Source organism: Megasphaera sp. AM44-1BH (genome assembly GCF_003467125.1).
Classification (GTDB): domain Bacteria; phylum Bacillota; class Negativicutes; order Veillonellales; family Megasphaeraceae; genus Megasphaera.
This window is the reverse complement of the sequence record NZ_QSFA01000006.1, coordinates 74,473-91,854: the sequence shown is the minus strand read 5'-3', so window position 1 is coordinate 91,854 and position 17,382 is coordinate 74,473. Positions and strand designations below refer to the sequence as shown.

Annotated in this window: 25 protein-coding genes and 1 CRISPR repeat array (1 of these 26 only partly in view); of the genes, 5 read left to right on the top strand and 20 right to left on the bottom strand. The window is 51.5% G+C overall.

Annotated features, from left to right (window positions below):
* Positions 1 to 13: 13 nt before the first annotated feature.
* From DW949_RS06090 to DW949_RS06065, 6 genes are all read right to left on the bottom strand, one after another.
* Positions 14 to 967: a DUF1385 domain-containing protein gene (locus tag DW949_RS06090; protein WP_118022349.1), complete on the bottom strand. Its 954-nt coding sequence runs from the start codon at positions 965 to 967 to the stop codon at positions 14 to 16.
* A gap of 69 nt (positions 968 to 1,036) precedes the next feature.
* Positions 1,037 to 1,249, bottom strand: coding sequence for a 50S ribosomal protein L31 (rpmE, locus tag DW949_RS06085; protein ID WP_059075966.1), 213 nt, complete (start codon positions 1,247 to 1,249; stop codon positions 1,037 to 1,039).
* 100 nt (positions 1,250 to 1,349) lie between these two features.
* Positions 1,350 to 1,910, bottom strand: a complete 561-nt coding sequence (locus DW949_RS06080) for a phosphoribosyltransferase family protein (protein ID WP_118022348.1) — start codon at positions 1,908 to 1,910, stop codon at positions 1,350 to 1,352.
* Between the two features lie 87 nt (positions 1,911 to 1,997).
* A complete protein-coding gene (locus tag DW949_RS06075; RefSeq protein ID WP_118022347.1) occupies positions 1,998 to 2,543 on the bottom strand; it encodes an NUDIX domain-containing protein in 546 nt (181 codons plus the stop codon).
* 3 nt (positions 2,544 to 2,546) lie between these two features.
* Entirely contained in the window at positions 2,547 to 2,786 is a 240-nt protein-coding gene (locus DW949_RS06070) for a hypothetical protein (protein ID WP_118022346.1), read from the bottom strand.
* A complete protein-coding gene (locus DW949_RS06065; protein WP_118022345.1) occupies positions 2,776 to 3,906 on the bottom strand; it encodes a hypothetical protein in 1,131 nt (376 codons plus the stop codon). The genes DW949_RS06070 and DW949_RS06065 overlap by 11 nt, the downstream gene beginning before the upstream one ends.
* Positions 3,907 to 4,092: 186 nt before the next feature.
* Between DW949_RS06065 and DW949_RS06060 the strand changes: the two genes are divergently transcribed.
* The 3 genes from DW949_RS06060 to DW949_RS06050 all read left to right on the top strand — a co-directional run bounded on the left by DW949_RS06060 (position 4,093) and on the right by DW949_RS06050 (position 6,194).
* Complete coding sequence (locus DW949_RS06060) at positions 4,093 to 4,368, top strand: hypothetical protein (RefSeq protein WP_118022344.1); 276 nt, start codon at positions 4,093 to 4,095, stop codon at positions 4,366 to 4,368.
* 202 nt (positions 4,369 to 4,570) lie between these two features.
* Positions 4,571 to 5,197, top strand: a complete 627-nt coding sequence (locus DW949_RS06055) for a DUF47 domain-containing protein (RefSeq protein WP_118022343.1) — start codon at positions 4,571 to 4,573, stop codon at positions 5,195 to 5,197.
* Entirely contained in the window at positions 5,190 to 6,194 is a 1,005-nt protein-coding gene (locus tag DW949_RS06050; RefSeq protein WP_118022342.1) for an inorganic phosphate transporter, read from the top strand. The genes DW949_RS06055 and DW949_RS06050 overlap by 8 nt, the downstream gene beginning before the upstream one ends.
* Positions 6,195 to 6,276: 82 nt before the next feature.
* Here DW949_RS06050 and DW949_RS06045 read toward each other — a convergent pair whose 3' ends face one another.
* From DW949_RS06045 to DW949_RS06030, 4 genes are all read right to left on the bottom strand, one after another.
* Entirely contained in the window at positions 6,277 to 6,912 is a 636-nt protein-coding gene (locus tag DW949_RS06045) for a class II aldolase/adducin family protein (RefSeq protein ID WP_118022341.1), read from the bottom strand.
* A gap of 69 nt (positions 6,913 to 6,981) precedes the next feature.
* On the bottom strand, positions 6,982 to 8,265 hold the full coding sequence (locus DW949_RS06040; protein ID WP_118022340.1) for a HAMP domain-containing sensor histidine kinase: 1,284 nt from the start codon (positions 8,263 to 8,265) through the stop codon (positions 6,982 to 6,984).
* A 1-nt stretch (position 8,266) separates the two neighbouring features.
* Positions 8,267 to 8,935 (bottom strand): response regulator transcription factor, encoded by a 669-nt coding sequence (locus DW949_RS06035; protein WP_118022339.1) that lies wholly within the window; start codon positions 8,933 to 8,935, stop codon positions 8,267 to 8,269.
* Positions 8,935 to 9,567 carry a GTP pyrophosphokinase family protein gene (locus DW949_RS06030; RefSeq protein WP_118022338.1) on the bottom strand — a complete coding sequence of 211 codons (633 nt, stop codon included), beginning with the start codon at positions 9,565 to 9,567 and terminating at the stop codon, positions 8,935 to 8,937. Before DW949_RS06030 ends, DW949_RS06035 begins: the two co-directional genes overlap by 1 nt.
* A 188-nt stretch (positions 9,568 to 9,755) precedes the next feature.
* Between DW949_RS06030 and DW949_RS06025 the strand changes: the two genes are divergently transcribed.
* Complete coding sequence (locus DW949_RS06025; RefSeq protein ID WP_158570645.1) at positions 9,756 to 10,283, top strand: GNAT family N-acetyltransferase; 528 nt, start codon at positions 9,756 to 9,758, stop codon at positions 10,281 to 10,283.
* Positions 10,234 to 10,872, top strand: a complete 639-nt coding sequence (locus DW949_RS06020) for a hypothetical protein (protein ID WP_118022336.1) — start codon at positions 10,234 to 10,236, stop codon at positions 10,870 to 10,872. Before DW949_RS06025 ends, DW949_RS06020 begins: the two co-directional genes overlap by 50 nt.
* 127 nt (positions 10,873 to 10,999) lie before the next feature.
* Here DW949_RS06020 and DW949_RS06015 read toward each other — a convergent pair whose 3' ends face one another.
* From DW949_RS06015 to DW949_RS05970, 10 genes are all read right to left on the bottom strand, one after another.
* Positions 11,000 to 11,737: a YebC/PmpR family DNA-binding transcriptional regulator gene (locus DW949_RS06015; RefSeq protein ID WP_118022335.1), complete on the bottom strand. Its 738-nt coding sequence runs from the start codon at positions 11,735 to 11,737 to the stop codon at positions 11,000 to 11,002.
* Positions 11,738 to 11,753: 16 nt separating this feature from the next.
* Positions 11,754 to 12,326 (bottom strand): RNA methyltransferase, encoded by a 573-nt coding sequence (locus DW949_RS06010; protein WP_118022382.1) that lies wholly within the window; start codon positions 12,324 to 12,326, stop codon positions 11,754 to 11,756.
* Entirely contained in the window at positions 12,326 to 13,060 is a 735-nt protein-coding gene (trmD, locus tag DW949_RS06005; protein ID WP_118022334.1) for a tRNA (guanosine(37)-N1)-methyltransferase TrmD, read from the bottom strand. Before trmD ends, DW949_RS06010 begins: the two co-directional genes overlap by 1 nt.
* Complete coding sequence (gene rimM / locus DW949_RS06000; RefSeq protein ID WP_118022381.1) at positions 13,057 to 13,560, bottom strand: ribosome maturation factor RimM; 504 nt, start codon at positions 13,558 to 13,560, stop codon at positions 13,057 to 13,059. The genes trmD and rimM overlap by 4 nt, the downstream gene beginning before the upstream one ends.
* A 4-nt stretch (positions 13,561 to 13,564) precedes the next feature.
* Entirely contained in the window at positions 13,565 to 13,972 is a 408-nt protein-coding gene (locus DW949_RS05995) for a YlqD family protein (RefSeq protein ID WP_059075949.1), read from the bottom strand.
* A gap of 8 nt (positions 13,973 to 13,980) precedes the next feature.
* Positions 13,981 to 14,208 carry a KH domain-containing protein gene (locus DW949_RS05990; RefSeq protein WP_118022333.1) on the bottom strand — a complete coding sequence of 76 codons (228 nt, stop codon included), beginning with the start codon at positions 14,206 to 14,208 and terminating at the stop codon, positions 13,981 to 13,983.
* A gap of 15 nt (positions 14,209 to 14,223) precedes the next feature.
* Positions 14,224 to 14,490, bottom strand: a complete 267-nt coding sequence (gene rpsP / locus DW949_RS05985) for a 30S ribosomal protein S16 (protein ID WP_118022332.1) — start codon at positions 14,488 to 14,490, stop codon at positions 14,224 to 14,226.
* A gap of 43 nt (positions 14,491 to 14,533) precedes the next feature.
* Complete coding sequence (gene ffh / locus DW949_RS05980) at positions 14,534 to 15,886, bottom strand: signal recognition particle protein (protein ID WP_118022331.1); 1,353 nt, start codon at positions 15,884 to 15,886, stop codon at positions 14,534 to 14,536.
* Positions 15,887 to 15,915: 29 nt separating this feature from the next.
* Positions 15,916 to 16,245 carry a YlxM family DNA-binding protein gene (ylxM, locus tag DW949_RS05975; protein WP_118022330.1) on the bottom strand — a complete coding sequence of 110 codons (330 nt, stop codon included), beginning with the start codon at positions 16,243 to 16,245 and terminating at the stop codon, positions 15,916 to 15,918.
* A 254-nt stretch (positions 16,246 to 16,499) separates the two neighbouring features.
* A complete protein-coding gene (locus DW949_RS05970; protein ID WP_118022329.1) occupies positions 16,500 to 16,724 on the bottom strand; it encodes a hypothetical protein in 225 nt (74 codons plus the stop codon).
* Between the two features lie 217 nt (positions 16,725 to 16,941).
* Positions 16,942 to 17,382: direct repeats of the CRISPR family, unit length 35 nt; unit sequence GTTTCCGTCCCCTTGCGGGGATTAAGGTAATTTAC (it continues 408 nt past the right edge of the window).

Below are 17,382 nucleotides of genomic sequence, written 5' to 3'. Positions count from 1 at the left end.
CAGCACTCCCGGTTTATGCCGATTCGGCACGGGATGCATCTTCCTCCCCCGGTCCTGCCGGCGTGATCGTCACAGTGGCCGTATCACCATCCGGCGTTTCCTCATGGTCTTCCGGTTTGGCAGCGTTCATCGCTTCAATAGCCACTTCAATCTGATCGGCGTGGGGTTCCCGCGTCGTCAGATACTGGAGATACAGACCGGGCTTGAACAGGGCCTGGACAAAGGGACTTTCCGTCCGTGCCGCTATGCGGATCATTTCATAACTGATACCGGCAACGACCGGCATCAGAAGGATCCGCGATATCATCCGTTCGGCCAGATTCGGCCAGCCTAGGAAGGCAAAGACGAAAATAGAAACGACCATGACGATAAGCAGGAAATTGGTGCCGCACCGCGGATGGAGACGGCTGTGTTTTTTGACATTTTCAACGGTCAGTTCTTCTCCCGATTCGTAGGTCCAGATGGTTTTATGTTCAGCGCCGTGGTATTCATAGACACGGCGGATATCACTCGTAAGGGAAATGCCCCATATATATAATAGAAAAATAAGCAATCGCAATACGCCTTCGACTATGTTCAGCCGGACGGCGCTGTCCATGACGCCCGGTATGAATTTGGCGCCATACGTCGGAATGAGGAGAAAAATGACGATGGCCAGCACGATAGAGAATGCCATGGTAGCAATCATCTGCGGGCGGGACAGTTCCTCTTCTTCTTCACCGGCAGCCTGGGCAGAATAAGACAGGCATTTCATGCCATATACCAGCGACTCATACAAAGCAATGGTGCCGCGCAGCAGGGGCTTCTTCAAAATGGGATACCGTTCACACAGTGAATGTACTTCATCTTTTTTGACCGTAATCTGGCCGGACGGCGTCCGCACCGCTGTAGCAATATATTTCGGTCCCCGCATCATGACGCCCTCAATGACAGCCTGTCCGCCTACATATGTAGTGGGTTTCTTCAAAAGGCACACCCCATTTCCACACAAACAAATAGAGCAGAGCATTTCTGCTCTGCTGCACACTTGTACTGCTTATTTACTAGCTTTTTTACCATAACGTTTATTGAACTGTTCGATACGGCCACGAGCCTGCTGGGCACGCTGCTGGCCTGTAAAGAACGGATGGCATTTAGAGCAAATTTCAACACGCAGTTCCGGTTTAGTCGAACCTGTTTCGAATGTATTACCACAAGCACACGTTACTTTGGCGTTGCTGTAGTATTTCGGATGGATTCCTTCTTTCAAAATTTACACCTCTTCTCATCTATCATACAAAACCTATGCTAGACTAGTTTAGCATAAAGACACGGGAAATGCAAGAGAAAATGTTTGTTACCTCTACAGATTATTCGGCATCTTCCGGCTTTAACAGGGGCAGCGGTGCCAGATAGATGATATCCTCCCGTTTTGCCGCATCCCCTTCTGCCAGGATGGCGGCCTGCCCGGCAATGTGTGCCCCGGCTTTTTCGGCCAGTGCTTTGAGGGCTTTCATGGATCCGCCCGTGCTGATGACGTCATCGACGAGGAGGACGTTTCTGCCGCGCAGGAGGGCCACGTCTGCAGCAGAGAGATAGAGACGCTGTTTGCCCGCTGTCGTGATGGATTCGTCTTCCACCCAGATGGGATCATCCATGTATGCCTTGACGGACTTGCGCGCTACGACGTATTGCTTCATGCCGCTCAGGCGGGCCATTTCGTGGGCCAGGGGGATTCCTTTCGTTTCTGCAGTCATAATGACATCGGTATGAGCCGGCATTTTTTTCACCAGTTCCTTTGCCGTAGCCGACACAATGTCCACATCGCCCAGGATGACAAAGCCGGCAATAGCCAGATCGTCATTTAATTTAATAATCGGAAGCTGCCGCGTACAGCCGGCTACGTGCAATTCATAATAGTTCTTTGCCATATTACACACCTCATTTTTGGAATTCTATAGTTTTATTATACCCTTTCTTCATCACAGTGACCAGAGTCATCCCGGCAGATTGCACGTTCACTGTAGATCCGCCGGCGCGTCACTGCGGATGAAGCCGTTGGAGCATCGCATATCATACAGTGATTCGATAAAACTGTCCATATAGGGCAGGAACTGCCTGCGGTGAATCATCTGGAGCACGTCCTCCCGGCAGGCATAGCGGGCAGCCCGGACTTCTGCGTCCTGCAGATGCAGCGATTCCAGAGAGACGTCGGCGATGACGACGTAAATATCGTCAAATCCGTGATGGAAGCGGAGCCGCATGAGCGGAGCCTGTCCGGTAAGATCGACAGGGAGGCCGATTTCTTCGCGGACCTCTCTCATAGCCGCCGCCTGGCTCGATTCGCCGCTGTGCACATGTCCGGCAACGGTCAGGTCCCAGCATCCGTCCAGGGGGTCACCGGGCTTTTTCCGCTGCTGGATGAGAAGCCGTCCTGCATGGTCAAAGATGCACACATGGACGATGAGAAAATATTCCCCATCGGACAATGTGCCTTCCTGACTGCGGTCGATGGTCCTGCCCGTAGGCACACCGCGGTAATCATAAATATCCAGACGTTCCATTTCCTATCCCTTCTCTTCCCTTAAAAATTGCCGCAGCAGACGGCGCAGCAGGACCGACGGCTTTTCATCGGCTCGTTCACAGTAGCGCTGCAAAGACTGCCAGTCCGCATCATCGAGGTACGTATCAACTTTATGACGTTTCTGCCGTTTTACATCTATCCTCGTCCTCCGTTTGGGACGGGGCGTTTCTTCGGGGAAAAAATCCTGTATTTTCCGCCGTTTGGGTATTTCTTCAAACTCCATCTTCCGTTCCTCCCAGTGATGTTAATGTGTCCAGCACATGCCTTGCCCGTTCATATTCCTCATCGAGACGGCGTATGTCCTCGTGGCCGGCTTCATAGTCTGCCTCCAGCTTCTCACCATTGCGGATATTGGACTGCTTTTCTTCTTCCAGGCAGTCCATAAGGACAATGACATAATCACATAGTTCGTCACAGATATCGAGCACCCGGTTGCAATAGCCTTTGTACTCTTTCTGCAGGTCATACCATTCCTCTTCCAGCCGGTCTTCCCGGTCTTCCAGTTCTTCCCGGTGCTGTTCCAGATGATGGCCCCGGCGGCTGAAATCAAAGACGGGCTTGCGGCCCCAGAGGCCGGAATGTTCATATTCCTCTTCTTCTTTCATGATCAGCCGGCGCTGACGGGAAAGTTCTGTCTGTTCCTCTCCATAAGCCCGGCACCGTTCCTTCCAGTCGTGCCAGAGGCCTTCCGCCTCCTGTGCCGAAGCTTCGTAGTCTGCCAGCGTCCGGGCAAAGCGGGCCGCATCATCCAGTTTGGCAAACACGGGCTGCCACGTCGTAAAATTACGGATACCCTGCAGCAGGCGCCGGTAGAAATCTTCCGTTTCCGTCCAGTCATCCAGGGGGACGCATTTCCTGCCGGCCCAGTCAGTGTCATATTCGTCTTCCCGGTCCCGGACATACGATACAGCTTCCTTCAAGGCCTTCCTGACACTATCCAGCGCCAGATTGCGCGTTTCGATTTTATTGCGTGTAGTCTCATGATTCTCAAAATACGAGGCTTTCGCCTGCCGCGCTGTCCGGACCATATACAGATGCCGTTCTATGCTGTCACAAATAATCGGAATCTGAGTACCGATGAAGCGGATCTTATCGGCCTTTGCCAGCGTTCCTTCATAGGACACATTCCACAGAGCCTTTGCATCGGCTTCAAACCGGGGATACGATACCAGCACGGATGCGCTGTTCCGCAATACCGCCAGCAGCCGTTCGTATTCCGAAAGATTCTCTGCCGGCTGTTTCGTATACGCCCGGATGTCATCCAGCACAGGATCAGCCCCAGGGCGTACCTGCCGGTTCAGTCCGGTCTTTACTTTTCCTAATTGTTTCTTCAGCCAGCTCATCCGTTTCTACCTTCTTTTCCTGATTCTTCCCAGTTTTTTATTATAGCAAATCATAGGCGTTTGAACTAGTCTCATAACACATTTTATACTTGCAGTACTGATACAAAGAAATAATCATTAGTAATTGACTACGAGCCCTCCCATGACTATAATAAAGTCATTATAAACTTGAGGGGGAAATACTTGATGAAAAACCTGATTGTAATAGGCTTATTCGTACTTCTCGTACTGAGCCATCTGTATCCGGGCAGTCCCATGGCAACGCTGGCCCTGCTCGTCGCTCTGGTAGCTATTGGCGGCGCCTGTGTCAAGCTCGGCGAATACATCTGGGGCAGCGACTGTGAAGCATGGCTGACCATCGTAGGCCTGGCCTCTACGGCACTCATCGTGACCTATGTACCGGCCTGTGTACCCCAGGGCGTCAATCATCTGGCTCTCCTCGTAACGGCAATGATCCACTAATCGTGACTGGCATCCGGAAACTTTCCGGCTGTCAGTTATTTTTTTGTTTTTCGCCATGTATACATGTCAGGAACCGGTAAAGCATGGTAAAATAGTAGTAAATAAACCACTCTATTTTTATATGGTTTTTACAAAGTATTTACAAAGAACTGACAAAGTATACGTATACTTTGGAAAGAGTATATTAGGAGGCGTACCTTACATGTTCAGCATCAGCAATAAACACGAAGAATTTTTTGACTATCTCATCGAAAACGCCGAGAAATTCCGGCGCGGCGCTGTCATCGCCAACGAGGTCATGAAAGACCTGTCGCTCCTTCCGGATCATATGGAAGAAATCACCAACCTGGAACACGGCGCCGATAAGGTCAATTTCGACGTCATCAAGCAGCTGGCCCGCGTATTTATCACGCCGATTGACAGAGAAGATTTTTACAATCTGTCCTGCCGGCTGGAAGACTGCATCGACAATCTCCACGGCTTTATCATGCGCGTCGATATGTACCATATTACCCAATCGACGCCGGCTGCCGTGCGCGGTACGGAAGTCCTCATCGAGATGGGAAATGAACTGGCCAGCACCTTTGAATTGTTAAAGAATATCGACAAGCACCAGGCAGAACTCATTTACCATACGGAAAAGCTCAACAAGATGGAAACAGAAGTCGATCATATTTATCGTTCAGAAATGTCCCGCATCTTCAGCGGGGAAATGCCACTTCTGGATGTCATCCGCTGGAAAGATACGATGGCGTCCATCGAAGAAACAGCGGATAAAGTAGAAGCTCTGGGTAACCTGATCAAAGGAGTGGTTATGAAGTATGCTTGATACGTACATGATTATCCTCGTCGTCGTCCTGGCCCTGATTTTCGATTTTATCAACGGGTTCCACGATACGGCCAACGCCATCGCCACCTGCGTATCGACGCGGGCTATCCGTCCCGGTCTGGCTATCATCGGTACGGCCATCCTGAACTTTATCGGTGCCATGATTTCTACAGGCGTTGCCAAAACGATCGGCGGCGATATCGTCATTTCGGCCAATATGATCAACGAGCTGATCATCGTCGCCGGCCTGACAGGGGCCATCATCTGGAACCTCCTGACCTGGTACGTCGGCATGCCCTCCAGTTCCTCCCATGCGCTCATCGGCGGTATGATTGGCGCCGTAGCCATTTCTGTCGGCTTCGGGGCCCTCAACGGCTGGGGCATACTGAAGATTTTCCTCTCCCTGATTCTGTCCCCGATTACCGCTATCGTCGTCGGGTATATTATCATGAATCTCATCTTTGCCGTCTGTCATAGCTACCGTCCGGCGGTCGTCAATCTGACGGCCAACCGGCTGCAGGTCCTGTCGGCCGCTCTCATGGCCTTTTCCCACGGTTCCAATGATGCCCAGAAATCCATGGGGATCATTACACTGGCCCTGCTTTCCGGCGGGTTCATCGATACCCTGGAAGTCCCTACTATCGTCAAACTGCTCTGCGCTGCTGCTATGGCCCTGGGTACCAGTGTAGGCGGATGGAAAATCATCCGTACCGTCGGCGGCAAGATATTCAAGATGCATCCCATTCACGGATTTGCTGCCGACCTCAACTCGGCAGTCGTCATCTTTACGGCCACACTGCTGCACCTGCCCGTATCGACGACCCACGTCGTATCGGGCTCCATCATGGGTGTCGGCGCCGCCCAGCGTGTCAAAGCCGTTCACTGGAACGTAGCGCGCCAGATGGTTTCTGCCTGGGTCCTTACCATTCCCTGCACGGCAGTCATGGGAGCCCTTGCCTTCCTCATCATCCGCTACGTCTTCTTTGCCGCCGTCTAAAACATCAAACGTCAAACAAAAAACAGGAACTGTCCCATGAACGCACATCAGCATCATGGGATAGTCCCTGTTTTTTTATGTCCTATAACGTAAATACATCGGCCAGGCTGTGTACCTGTTCTTCTTCATGCATCACCTCATAGGCTGCATGGAAGGTCATGGCATTACGGTATATCTTAGCCACCGATTCCAGCGTTTCCATGCGGTAGAAGGCCTCGTTCAGGTTCGAACCTACGGCACAGGCCCCGTGACTTGCCATGAGGATGACGTTGACCTTTTGCAGTCCCTGGGCGCATTTGATGGCCAGATCCATCGAACCCGGTTCGGCAAAGGGTACGGTGACGACAGGGCCGAGGAAATCCCGTCCTTCCGTCACGATCTGACTGGGAAATTCCAGCCCGGCCACGGAGACAGCCGTAGCTGTCACGGGATGACAGTGGACAATGGCTTTCACGTCGGGACGGGCCTTGTAGATTTCCAGATGAAGGCTCGTTTCCGACGACGCTTTGCCCTTCCCTTTTACAATCTGCCCCTTGCTATCGATGACGAGCAGATCCGACGGCCGGAGTTCTCCCTTCGGTACACCCGAAGGGGTGATGACAATCAGGCCGTCGTCGCGGCGATAGCTGATATTGCCGTCGCAGGCCACGACCAATCCACCTTCTTTCATTTTCCGCCCGATGCGGCATAGTTGTTTTTTCGTATCTTTTGTATCCATATGCTCACCTGTTCTTTCTGAAACGATGTACCTTAATCATATCACAAAGTCCGTATTCTGGTAACAGAATCAAAATGTCACCGTAAAGGTAATGATACCGTTCTTATACGACACGTTGATGGATCCTTTCAAAAGCTGTACCAGTTCCTCCGCCATGGACAGGCCGATACCGTATCCGGCTTTGGCGCTGCTGTGAGATTCATCACCACGGTAGAAACGTTCGAAGAACCGCGTGTAATCCACGTCTTTCCCGGCGGCATAGTCGTTCGATACGGTCAGTACGGCCCCCTTGCCAATTTTTTTCGTCGCAAGGACTACGGCAATCGTCCCGGCTTCATCGCAATACTTGACGGCATTGTCGAGGAGGATGCTGGCAATTTCGTAGACGCAGCGCTGGTCTGCCGTGATGTGGATGCCTTCTTTGATGCGGGACGTAAGAGTCTTTCCCTGGTCTTTGGCCAGTGCATCGAACGCCTGGACCGCCGACTGGATTTCCCGGGACACATCCATATCCTGCAGTGTGATATCGGCCCGGGACCGTTCCCCCATCTTCGCCAGCATGATCAGGTCATTGATCAGCTGGGACTGGCGCCGTACCTGTTTTAAAATATTCTCCGTCCACTGGCTCTTCCCGTTGAGCATCTCAATCGTCTCGGCATTGGCCGAAATGATGGCGATAGGCGTCTTTAATTCATGGCCGGCATTGGTAATGAACCGTTTCTGGTTTTCCATATTGCGGACAAAAGGCCGGATAGCCAGACTGGACAAAGCCGCCAGAATGATTACATACAGAATAATGACAACCAGGCCAAACCAGAAGGAATAGCGCAGCATATGATTGATGGACATGATATTTTTCGTGCTGTCCAGTACAATGAGCAGCCGGGACCCATCGGGATAGTCCTTCCTGAGATAGGCATACACGGCCTTATCTTTATTGAGGAACCCTTTATCACTGGAAAGGCGGGATGCCATGTCGGCATAGACAATTGCTGAAGAAGCATCAAAAGCAGCGGTATGACTGATATCGACACGGGACACAGTCTGGTCTGCATCCCAGTAGACAGAGAAATACCGTACCTGGTAGAGAAAATCAGGTGTACTGGAAATCCAGTCGTCCCCATCGAGAAGGAGTTTATCGACAGCCGACCAGCTGGCATCACGCTGGATCTGATGACCGTCCGGCAGCGTACCGCCATTATCGGCAATGGACGTAATGATCCAGTTGATTTCCCGCACTTCGTGCATATATACCGTCGCATTGAGGACGGCCAGCGCACCGACAACGATGATGATGACGGCCGCTGTACCGGCCAGGATGAACTTGCGGTGCATCTTTTTGATCATACTCATATCAGGACTCCTGCACGAGACGGAAAGGGCCTCCTTCACCGCCGGTAATGGTAACATCGGCATCAATAGCCGCCAGCTTTTCTTTCAGATAGGAAATATATATCCAGACGATTTTCTCATCCTCTTCTTCGTCGGGCCAGACGCGGCTGAGGATTTCTCCCGTCGTCAGATCCTTATCGGCGTTCAGCATGAGTAACTGCATGAGCTTCGTTTCTTTTGCCGAAAGACGGACCACATTGGTACTGCACAGTTCCTGTTCCGCCACGTCCAGAGACACGGAACCGGTCTGCAATTTCTGTGGGGTAAATGCCGTAGACCGGCGTGTCATGGCCCGCAGCCGTGCCAGGAGCTCGGCCATGGCAAAGGGCTTGGTCAGATAGTCATCCGCCCCGGCATCGAGCCCGTTGATGCGGTCGGCTACTTCTGATTTGGCCGTCAGCATGATGACCGGCGTCACATCACCGCCGTCGCGGATCTGCTGCAGTGCCTGTACCCCGTCGAGTTTCGGCATCATGATATCGAATACCATACAATCGTAGGAATGACGCTGTGCCATCTGGACAGCTGCTTCCCCATCGTACACCGGATCGACTTCGTATCCCGAATGGGTCAGTATGGCGACCAGGGCAGCCGACATATCCTTTTCATCTTCAGCCAGTAAAATTTTCATTACACATTTCCTCCTGTATGATCGGCACGGATCAGATTCCGGATGGTCTGCATGGATAAATCGCACGAAGCCAGCTCATCGGCACAGCGCTTCAACTCGCGGCTGATCATTTCCGGATTCTGGATATGCTTCTTATATTTCATTTCATGTTCCAGACTGGCCCAGGAATCCATGGCCAGTGTCCGCAGCTGTACTTCCGCAAAGTACCGTCCCGGATCGTTCCCCAGGACATCCGCAAAGGGCGTCGTCACCGCCAGGATCAGATGATAGCTGCGGTATCCATTGGGCTTGGCATGGCGGACATAGTCTTTTTCCTCTACTACTTCTACCTGCGGCAGATGGCGTATGCAGTCGATATTGGTATAAATATCGTCGATAAACCGGCAGACGATGCGCAGACCGATAGCGTCGTGGATGTCATACAGTGCCGAACGTTCCGTCTGCGGCAGCCCCTTCCGGTCACATTTACCGCGCATACTGCTGTCTGTTTTAATGCGGTACAGCAGATGTTCATAAATGGTCGAACCGGTGCGTTCCTTTTCCTGGTCACTATACGCCCGGATATCCCGGACCAGTGTTTCCATGACCTGTTCCAGACGCGTTCTGTATATGCCGTATATATCTGTTTCCATATGCTCACCCTTTTATTCGTAATGATTCCTTTCATTGTAACAGACTAACCTGTGAAACACCATGGACAGGCCATCACAATTTCGTCACAGTTACAACATTTTCTCTTCTTATTGTACCACATCTGCTTGACATTTGCCGGAAAAGCCCCTATGCTGAAAGTATCTTACTGACAGAAAGGGTGATGTCTATGACCATCAGAAAAGCCGTAGCCAGCGACATCGACGATGTGGCCCGGAGCTACGAAGCCTTGTTCGATTATTTCGATTCCCATCGTGACCGGACACACTGGCTGCGGGGGACGTATCCCACCCGTGCCGTAGCCGAAAAAGGAGCCTCTGAAGGCTGGCTGTACGTCCTTCGCGATGAAGACGGCACACTCCTGGCCAGCATGCTCCTCAATCACAACCAGGACGCGGAATACGCGCTCCAGCCCTGGCGGTATGCGGCAGCCCCCGGGCAGGTGCTGGTGCTCCATACGCTCTGCGTGCTTCCCGGTCACAGCCGCCGCGGCATCGGCAGGAAAATGGTACAGTTCGCTCAGGACCTGGCCCGTTCCCGGGGGTGTACGGTCATGCGCTTCGATACGAATATCGATAATATCCCGGCCAGCCACCTCTACGAAAACATGGGGTTCGAACTGGTCAGTACAGGAAAGGCTATGCTGAATGGCATCCTGCCAGTCACCTTACGGTATTATGAAAAAAAACTGGATTAAACGGAACCTCTCATGGCTCTGGATGATGTCCCTGTGCCTCTGTATCGCCGTTGTGGCAGCAGGGCCGGCAGAGGCCGCCGCACATCAGCCGTCTGCTACACCAGCTGACTCTTCCCCGGACCAGACCCGAAAATGGCACGATGACGGACTGGGAATCTCCCTTTCGCTTCCCGCCGGTTTTTCCCTGACGACTCCGCCACGGCCGGAAATACACCTGGCAGCCGTACAGCCCGAAGGACGGCTCTGCATCCAGATTTCTGAAGAAAAACAGAACCAGCCCGTACCTCCAGGCAGACAAAAAGCCTATCTGAAGAAAAGCTGGCAGGCTTATGAACGCATACTGAAGAAAGACCCGGCCATACGGGATATCCATACGGGTATGACCCATATCGGGACGCATCAGGCGGCCTCTCTGACGTACACACAGCGCTTTTATCTGGGAAATCAGATCATCAACCTGTACACCGAACGCTATCTTCTCCTGTCGGGCAGCAGCCTGTATATCCTGACCCTGACAGCCGATGACAGCACGAAAGAGTTGTACCTTTCCTCTATGCAGCAGTGCCTGCAGACATTTTCGACCTACTAATAGTGTCCGGCTCTCCTGCCCGCTTTCTATGATACCGATCCGCACATCAATATAGGGGGTGCCGCACAGACAGCACCCCCATAGTATACACAGCAGCTTGCAGAGAATATCTGCAAGCTGCCATTTTTTATTCTTCTTCGTCGTCGGGAAGTTCCCCGTTATGATACACGTCCTGTACGTCATCGATTTCATCGAGAGCATCGATGAGGTTTTCCAGCTTCTTGGCATCTTCACTGCCGAGAGCAATGGTATTATCCGGTACCATCGTAATCTGGGCATGTTCCGTTTCGATGCCACTGTCTGCCAGTGCCTTTTCTACATCATCAAAGGCTTCAGGAGACGTGATGATTTCAAATTCTTCATCGCCGGTCTTGACGTCATCGGCGCCAGCATCGAGAGCTACTTCCATCAGCTGATCTTCTGTCGCGTTTTCCTTGGATACGATAAAGATACCCTGATTCTTGAACATCCACGATACACAGCCTGTTTCACCGAGGTTGCCGCCGTGTTTGCTGAATTCATGACGGACAGCGGCTGCTGCACGGTTGCGGTTGTCCGTGAGGACATTGACCGTGACGGCGACGCCGGCCGGGCCGTAGCCTTCGTACGTGATTTCTTCGTAATTCTGGCCTTCTGTTGCGCCAGCACCCTTCTGGATAGCTCGTTTGATATTATCCTTCGGAATATTATTTTCTTTTGCTTTCTGCAGAGCCAGTTTCAGACGCATGTTGCCCGTCGGGTCTGCACCGCCCATACGTACGGCAATGGTGATTTCACGGCTGATTTTCGTCGTGATTTTGCCGCGGATCGCATCGTTTTTGCCTTTTTTACGTTTAATATTCGCCCATTTGGAATGTCCGGACATCTTAGTTTCTCCTTTTTTAGTTCCACCAGTCCTCGCCAGCCAGACGATCGAGAATGATTGCCGCGGCCGAACGAACGGAGAGATGATTGTAATCCCCTGCACCATAAATCGGTTCCAGGATAAAATCAAATTGTTCCATCGTTTCTTTTGTCATGCCATATCCTGTACCAAGGAGCAGCAGGACAGGAGTATCTTCTTCTTCTCTCTTGCGGCGGAGATCCTTGTAGGAAATCGTATTGGCGTAGGTCCTGGCATCGGTCGTCACGACATAGGGCCTTTTTCCTTCTGCCTCGGTGACAGCCTGGACCGCCGCCCCGATGGAGGGACGGATGTCGAGAATGTCGAGAGCCTCTGTGCGATACGAATTATAATTCTTTCCTACAGGACTGCGCCAGAAATCGATGATCTTACGCACCATATCCAGTTGTGCTTCGACATGGTGGATAATGAAATATTTCTTCACGCCATAGGTGCGGGCCGACCGGGAAATATCATGAAGGTCATAATTAGTAATGGCCGTCGCAATGACGTTAAAATTTTTATCATAAATCGGGTAGTGAACGAGCCCGATATAAAGTGGTGATTTCATCATTCCATTTCCTTCTGTATGCGTTCCAGTATCATGCGGTCTGTATCCGAAAGAGGACAGCCTGAAAGCAGATCCGGCCTTTTTTCTGCCGTACGGCGCAGCGACTGTTCGCGCCGCCAGGCAGCAATCTTTGCGTGGTCGCCATTGCGCAGTACCTCCGGCACGGCATGACCGCGGAAAACAGCCGGTTTCGTATACTGCGGGTATTCCAGCAGGGAATGATAAAACGAATCATCCGAAGCACTGCCAGCCGATCCCAGAACGCCGGGAATCATGCGGGCAACGGCATCGGTAATGATCATAGCCGGCATTTCGCCGCCTGTCACGACGAAATCACCGATGGAAATCGTTTCATCGGCCAGATACTGTTCTACCCGGTAATCCACGCCTTCATAATGACCACACAACAAAATGAGCTGGTCATACGAAGCCAGCTCACGTGCCTTGGCCTGATCAAAGGTCGAGCCGGCCGGTCCCATGAGGATGATACGCCGCCGGGGCACATCCCTGCGCACCGATTCTACGGCTGCAAACAGCGGGCCTGCCTTCATCAGCATGCCGCAGCCGCCGCCGTAAATCGTATCGTCTACCATGCGGTGCCGGTCATAGACGAAACTCCTGGGATTGGTCACATCCAGCTCCAGAAGCCCCTGTGCCCGTGCGCGGCCAATGATGCTATGCTGATAAAAAGCCTCTATAAATTCAGGAAATAAGGAAACTATATCGATTCTCATTCGTCAATCCATTCTGGCGGATTTACCACCATCTTTTTCGCTTTGATATCCACAGAGCGGATTACATCAGGAATGACCGCTAACAGGAGCTCATTGCCGGCGTCATCGTTTACCACGTACACGTCATTGCTTCCTGTTTTCAGAACGTCCGTCACTTTACCCAGAAGCCGGCCTTCCAGATCGTAGACATCTATGCCGATAATATCAAAGACATAGTACTGCCCTTCTTTCAGCGGCATCAGATCCTCCCTCGGCACCTGCAGCTCCTTATGCACCAGGAGCTCGGCGGCATTGCGGTCATCGACGCCGGCAAACTTCATGAGGACGACATGCTTGTGAAACCGTGCCGCCCTGACTTCATAGCGCCTGCCATCGATGTACGCATACTTCATATGCAGGAATCGTTCGGGAAAATCCGTATCGGGATAAATACGAACATCACCCCGCACACCGTGCGGGGCAACTATTTGACCGATAGTATAGAAATCCATACCCGTCATCGTATTACTGGCGGAAGGCAATGATCTTGTCGTCTTCGAGCAAGATTTCTGTGCCCATGAGTTTGCCCAGATCGTCACCGACTTTGACAACGACCGTCTGTTCGAGCGTTCCCTGCCGGATTTCGGATCCGATTTCGAGCTGTTCCGCCTGTTCGCGTTCGTGCTGGGCTTTCGCTTTGGCAGCGGCAATGTGCTGCTTCTGTTCTTCCACTTGTGCACGAAGAGATATCAAACCCTGTGCGTCGATTTTGGCCTGTTCGGTCATCATGCGCTTAGCCTGGAATTCCAGATTCTGAGCTTCACGATCGATATCGCTCAACGCCTGATCAGCATTTCTGATGATTTTGTCTTTCAGTGCCTGTGTAACTTTGGACTTGACAGTCACCGGTACACGCAACGTAATCTGATCCATGGTTCCTCCTATACGATATCCACTGATACTTTTTTGTTAGCCTTCACTGCAGCCGCCTTGACGACAAGGCGCAGGGCCTTGGCAATCTTACCCTGTTTGCCAATGACCTTGCCCATATCTTCCGGTGCTACATGAAGCTGATAGACTTCGAGGCCTTTCTTTTGAATCTTTGTAACTGTTACTGCTTCCGGTTTCCGTACGAGAGACCGGGCAATACAAGCAATCAATTCTTCCATCGTATCCAGCCTCACTTACTTTTTGGATGCTTCAAACTGAGCCATGATACCGGCTTTTTTGAAGAGAGAACGAATGGTATCAGTCGGCTGTGCGCCTTTGCCGAGCCAGAACAGAGCTGCTTCAGCATCTACCGTCAGGCAGTCAGCGCCTTTGGCCGGATCGTACATGCCCAGAGTAGCAACAGGACGACCGTTGTTACGGGCATCGTGAGAATCAGCTACAACGACGCGATAGATCGGTTTTTTCTTTGCGCCTAAACGAGCTAAACGAATTTTAATCATGAAAATCACCTCCTTATATGGACTTTTGCTTCATTCGAAGCCTCTAAAAGGGAAGACGTGGCAAGAAGCCCCGCCGTTTGTTTTTCTGCATTTTCTTGGCCTGCTTCATCATCTTCTGCATATCCGTAAACTGCTTGATGAGGCGGTTTACATCCTGCACCCGCGTACCGCTTCCCTTGGCAATGCGGCGTTTGCGGCTGTCTTTGATGAGCTGCTTCGGATTGGCACTGGCCCGTTCCTGGGCCGTCATGGACTGGATGATGGCTTCAATGCGCTTGAACTCCTTGCCATCCATATCGATTTTATCGATTTCTTTCTTATACTTGCCAATCCCGGGGATCAGGCTGACCAGACTGCTCATATTCCCCATCTTCTTGACCATATTCAGCTGGGCCAGGAAATCATCAAAGGTAAAGCTGTTGCTCTTCATGGCCTTTTTCATATTGGCCATGGATTCTTCATCAAAGGCAGCCTGTGCCTTTTCGATGATCGTTTCCACATCGCCCAGGTCGAGGATACGCGATGCATAGCGGTCGGGATGGAATTCTTCCAGACCGTCCAGCTTTTCGCTGACACCGATGAACTTGATCGGTTTTCCCGTCACGGCCTTGATAGAAAGGGCCGCGCCGCCACGGGCATCGCCATCGAGCTTGGTCATGATGATGCCATCAATGCCCAGCGCCTTATCAAAGGCCGATGCCGCCGTTACGGCATCCTGACCGGTCATGGCATCGACGACGAGCAGGATTTCATGGGGCTTGACCTGTTCCTTGATATGGACCAGTTCATCCATGAGCGTTTCATTGACATGGAGACGCCCGGCCGTATCGATAATGACTACGTCCTTCAGATGACTCAGGGCGTAGGGAATGGCGTGCTGGGAAATAGCAACGGGATCCTTGCTCCCATCCTCCGTATAGACGGGAATATCCAGATCCTGTCCCAGTACCTGCAGCTGGGTAATAGCAGCCGGCCGGTACACGTCCGCCGCTACCAGGAGCGGATTCTTGCCCTGGGCACGCAGCTTCTTCGCCAGCTTGGCCGCTGTCGTCGTCTTGCCGGCGCCCTGCAGCCCTACGAGCATGATGATTGTAGGCGGTTTGCTGGCCATAGCAATACGGCTCTGCGTACCGCCCAGGAGTTCGGCCAGCTCATCGCGGACAATTTTGATGACTGTCTGCGATGCATTCAGACTGCCAAACACCTCTTCGCCGACGGCTTTCTCCCGGACACGCTTGATGAAGTCCTTGGTAACAGCAAAATTGACATCCGCTTCCAGGAGGGCACGGCGCATCTCTTTTAGCGCTTCGCTGACATCTTCTTCCGAAAGCTTACCTTTGCCGCGCAGCTTCTTGAACGCTGCCTGGAACCGTTCGGACAAACTCTCAAATGCCATCAGTGGACCTCCTCTTCTGATTCATAATACTATAACTCAATCTCTTTCAATATACGTTCAGCCTGTTCCTGTGCCGGCTTCGTACCCGATTCCAGAAGCGATACAGCCGTATCGATTTTCTCCCGGATGGCATCTGTACGGGCCAGCAGGCCCAGCCTCGTTTCATATCCTTCAAGCGACCGGGACGCCCGGTTGAGCATATCATAGGCTCCCTGCCGTGAAATGTGAAGCTCTTCTCCGATTTCACTAAGAGACAGATCCAGATTGAAATACATCTCCATACAGCGGCGCTGCCGTTCCGTCAAAAGCGGCCCATAAATATCGAGAAGCCTGCCCTTGCGTACAACATCTTCAATCATCGCCTCACCGCCCCGTGTGAATTCGTACTTTGCTAGTATACCGTAAGACCGCCCGTCTGTCAAGTACTTTTACTTGGCAGGAAGAATTGCCAAGGTCGTAGGCCGGGTGGGAAAGCAGATAGTGGCTAGTGCCGATGGCTGGTGGTTAGTGGGAAGGGATAGTTCGTAGGTAAGCATAAGATAAAACCGTAATCCCCCCGTTTATTATTCGTTTACCTCAGTGAAATCTATCAGAATAAAAAAGATTCGCATGATTACGGGCCTTTTACAAAATCTAATTTTAAATGATATTCTTGCAGTAATTTCTCCTGATATTCATTATCCTGCAAGACGCGGTTGATGTCTTCTGTCCTGCCTTCTTGCAGCAGTTTTTGAAGCAACGCACTGAGTGCCTGCCTCCCAGCTTTATCACCAACCTTTTCACCGCGTTCCTGGTCAATCTTTTCCCGGCTGTAAAGGGCCGAAGCAATGTCACGCATGGTACGTCCATGCTCCCAATAGGCCGATTTCAGCTCGTTATTGGTGGTAAATTATTTTTCATAATCCATCGCTTCCCGGATAGCCGTATCACTCATTGCATGCGCCCTCCTTTCCTGGTCCGTAAAATTAGTTGACAGTTCAACTATACAACACGTAACTTCCCTTTGAGGATCAAAGCAACCACTCATAAAAGGAAATTGTAATGTCCATTACAAAAAAAACGTCCCCTTGCGGGGATTAAGGTAATTTACGTGGCAAAAAATACTGGTATGCGTACGCTTCCCTTCCTCGTTTCCGTCCCCTTGCGGGGATTAAGGTAATTTACGTTGCAGGTACTTGCATTGCTCGGTTGACGTGTCCCGTTTCCGTCCCCTTGCGGGGATTAAGGTAATTTACACAGACAGCAGTTTTAAAAAATGCAGTAACAAAAGAAATTGTTTCCGTCCCCTTGCGGGGATTAAGGTAATTTACGTTCAGGATTAAAAAACACAAAAAATTATGGGCATACCACCGTTTCCGTCCCCTTGCGGGGATTAAGGTAATTTACGAATTTTCTGTGATTTTAGCCATATTATTTTCCTCCTGTTTCCGTCCCCTTGCGGGGATTAAGGTAATTTACGTTCGTAATTTTGTTTGTTTTGTTTGTTCTGTCGTTCG

Bases quoted from the DNA above. Each gene is read 5' to 3' on its own strand.
- DW949_RS06080 (WP_118022348.1), bottom strand. From the start codon at position 1,910: ATGGCAAAGAACTATTATGAATTGCACGTAGCCGGCTGTACGCGGCAG.
- DW949_RS06075 (WP_118022347.1), bottom strand. From the start codon at position 2,543: ATGGAACGTCTGGATATTTATGATTACCGCGGTGTGCCTACGGGCAGG.
- DW949_RS06070 (WP_118022346.1), bottom strand. From the start codon at position 2,786: ATGGAGTTTGAAGAAATACCCAAACGGCGGAAAATACAGGATTTTTTC.
- DW949_RS06065 (WP_118022345.1), bottom strand. From the start codon at position 3,906: ATGAGCTGGCTGAAGAAACAATTAGGAAAAGTAAAGACCGGACTGAAC.
- DW949_RS06060 (WP_118022344.1), top strand. From the start codon at position 4,093: ATGAAAAACCTGATTGTAATAGGCTTATTCGTACTTCTCGTACTGAGC.
- DW949_RS06055 (WP_118022343.1), top strand. From the start codon at position 4,571: ATGTTCAGCATCAGCAATAAACACGAAGAATTTTTTGACTATCTCATC.
- DW949_RS06050 (WP_118022342.1), top strand. From the start codon at position 5,190: ATGCTTGATACGTACATGATTATCCTCGTCGTCGTCCTGGCCCTGATT.
- DW949_RS06045 (WP_118022341.1), bottom strand. From the start codon at position 6,912: ATGGATACAAAAGATACGAAAAAACAACTATGCCGCATCGGGCGGAAA.
- DW949_RS06040 (WP_118022340.1), bottom strand. From the start codon at position 8,265: ATGAGTATGATCAAAAAGATGCACCGCAAGTTCATCCTGGCCGGTACA.
- DW949_RS06035 (WP_118022339.1), bottom strand. From the start codon at position 8,935: ATGAAAATTTTACTGGCTGAAGATGAAAAGGATATGTCGGCTGCCCTG.
- DW949_RS06030 (WP_118022338.1), bottom strand. From the start codon at position 9,567: ATGGAAACAGATATATACGGCATATACAGAACGCGTCTGGAACAGGTC.
- DW949_RS06025 (WP_158570645.1), top strand. From the start codon at position 9,756: ATGACCATCAGAAAAGCCGTAGCCAGCGACATCGACGATGTGGCCCGG.
- DW949_RS06020 (WP_118022336.1), top strand. From the start codon at position 10,234: ATGGCATCCTGCCAGTCACCTTACGGTATTATGAAAAAAAACTGGATT.
- DW949_RS06015 (WP_118022335.1), bottom strand. From the start codon at position 11,737: ATGTCCGGACATTCCAAATGGGCGAATATTAAACGTAAAAAAGGCAAA.
- DW949_RS06010 (WP_118022382.1), bottom strand. From the start codon at position 12,326: ATGAAATCACCACTTTATATCGGGCTCGTTCACTACCCGATTTATGAT.
- trmD (WP_118022334.1), bottom strand. From the start codon at position 13,060: ATGAGAATCGATATAGTTTCCTTATTTCCTGAATTTATAGAGGCTTTT.
- rimM (WP_118022381.1), bottom strand. From the start codon at position 13,560: ATGACGGGTATGGATTTCTATACTATCGGTCAAATAGTTGCCCCGCAC.
- DW949_RS05995 (WP_059075949.1), bottom strand. From the start codon at position 13,972: ATGGATCAGATTACGTTGCGTGTACCGGTGACTGTCAAGTCCAAAGTT.
- DW949_RS05990 (WP_118022333.1), bottom strand. From the start codon at position 14,208: ATGGAAGAATTGATTGCTTGTATTGCCCGGTCTCTCGTACGGAAACCG.
- rpsP (WP_118022332.1), bottom strand. From the start codon at position 14,490: ATGATTAAAATTCGTTTAGCTCGTTTAGGCGCAAAGAAAAAACCGATC.
- ffh (WP_118022331.1), bottom strand. From the start codon at position 15,886: ATGGCATTTGAGAGTTTGTCCGAACGGTTCCAGGCAGCGTTCAAGAAG.
- ylxM (WP_118022330.1), bottom strand. From the start codon at position 16,245: ATGATTGAAGATGTTGTACGCAAGGGCAGGCTTCTCGATATTTATGGG.
- DW949_RS05970 (WP_118022329.1), bottom strand. From the start codon at position 16,724: ATGCGTGACATTGCTTCGGCCCTTTACAGCCGGGAAAAGATTGACCAG.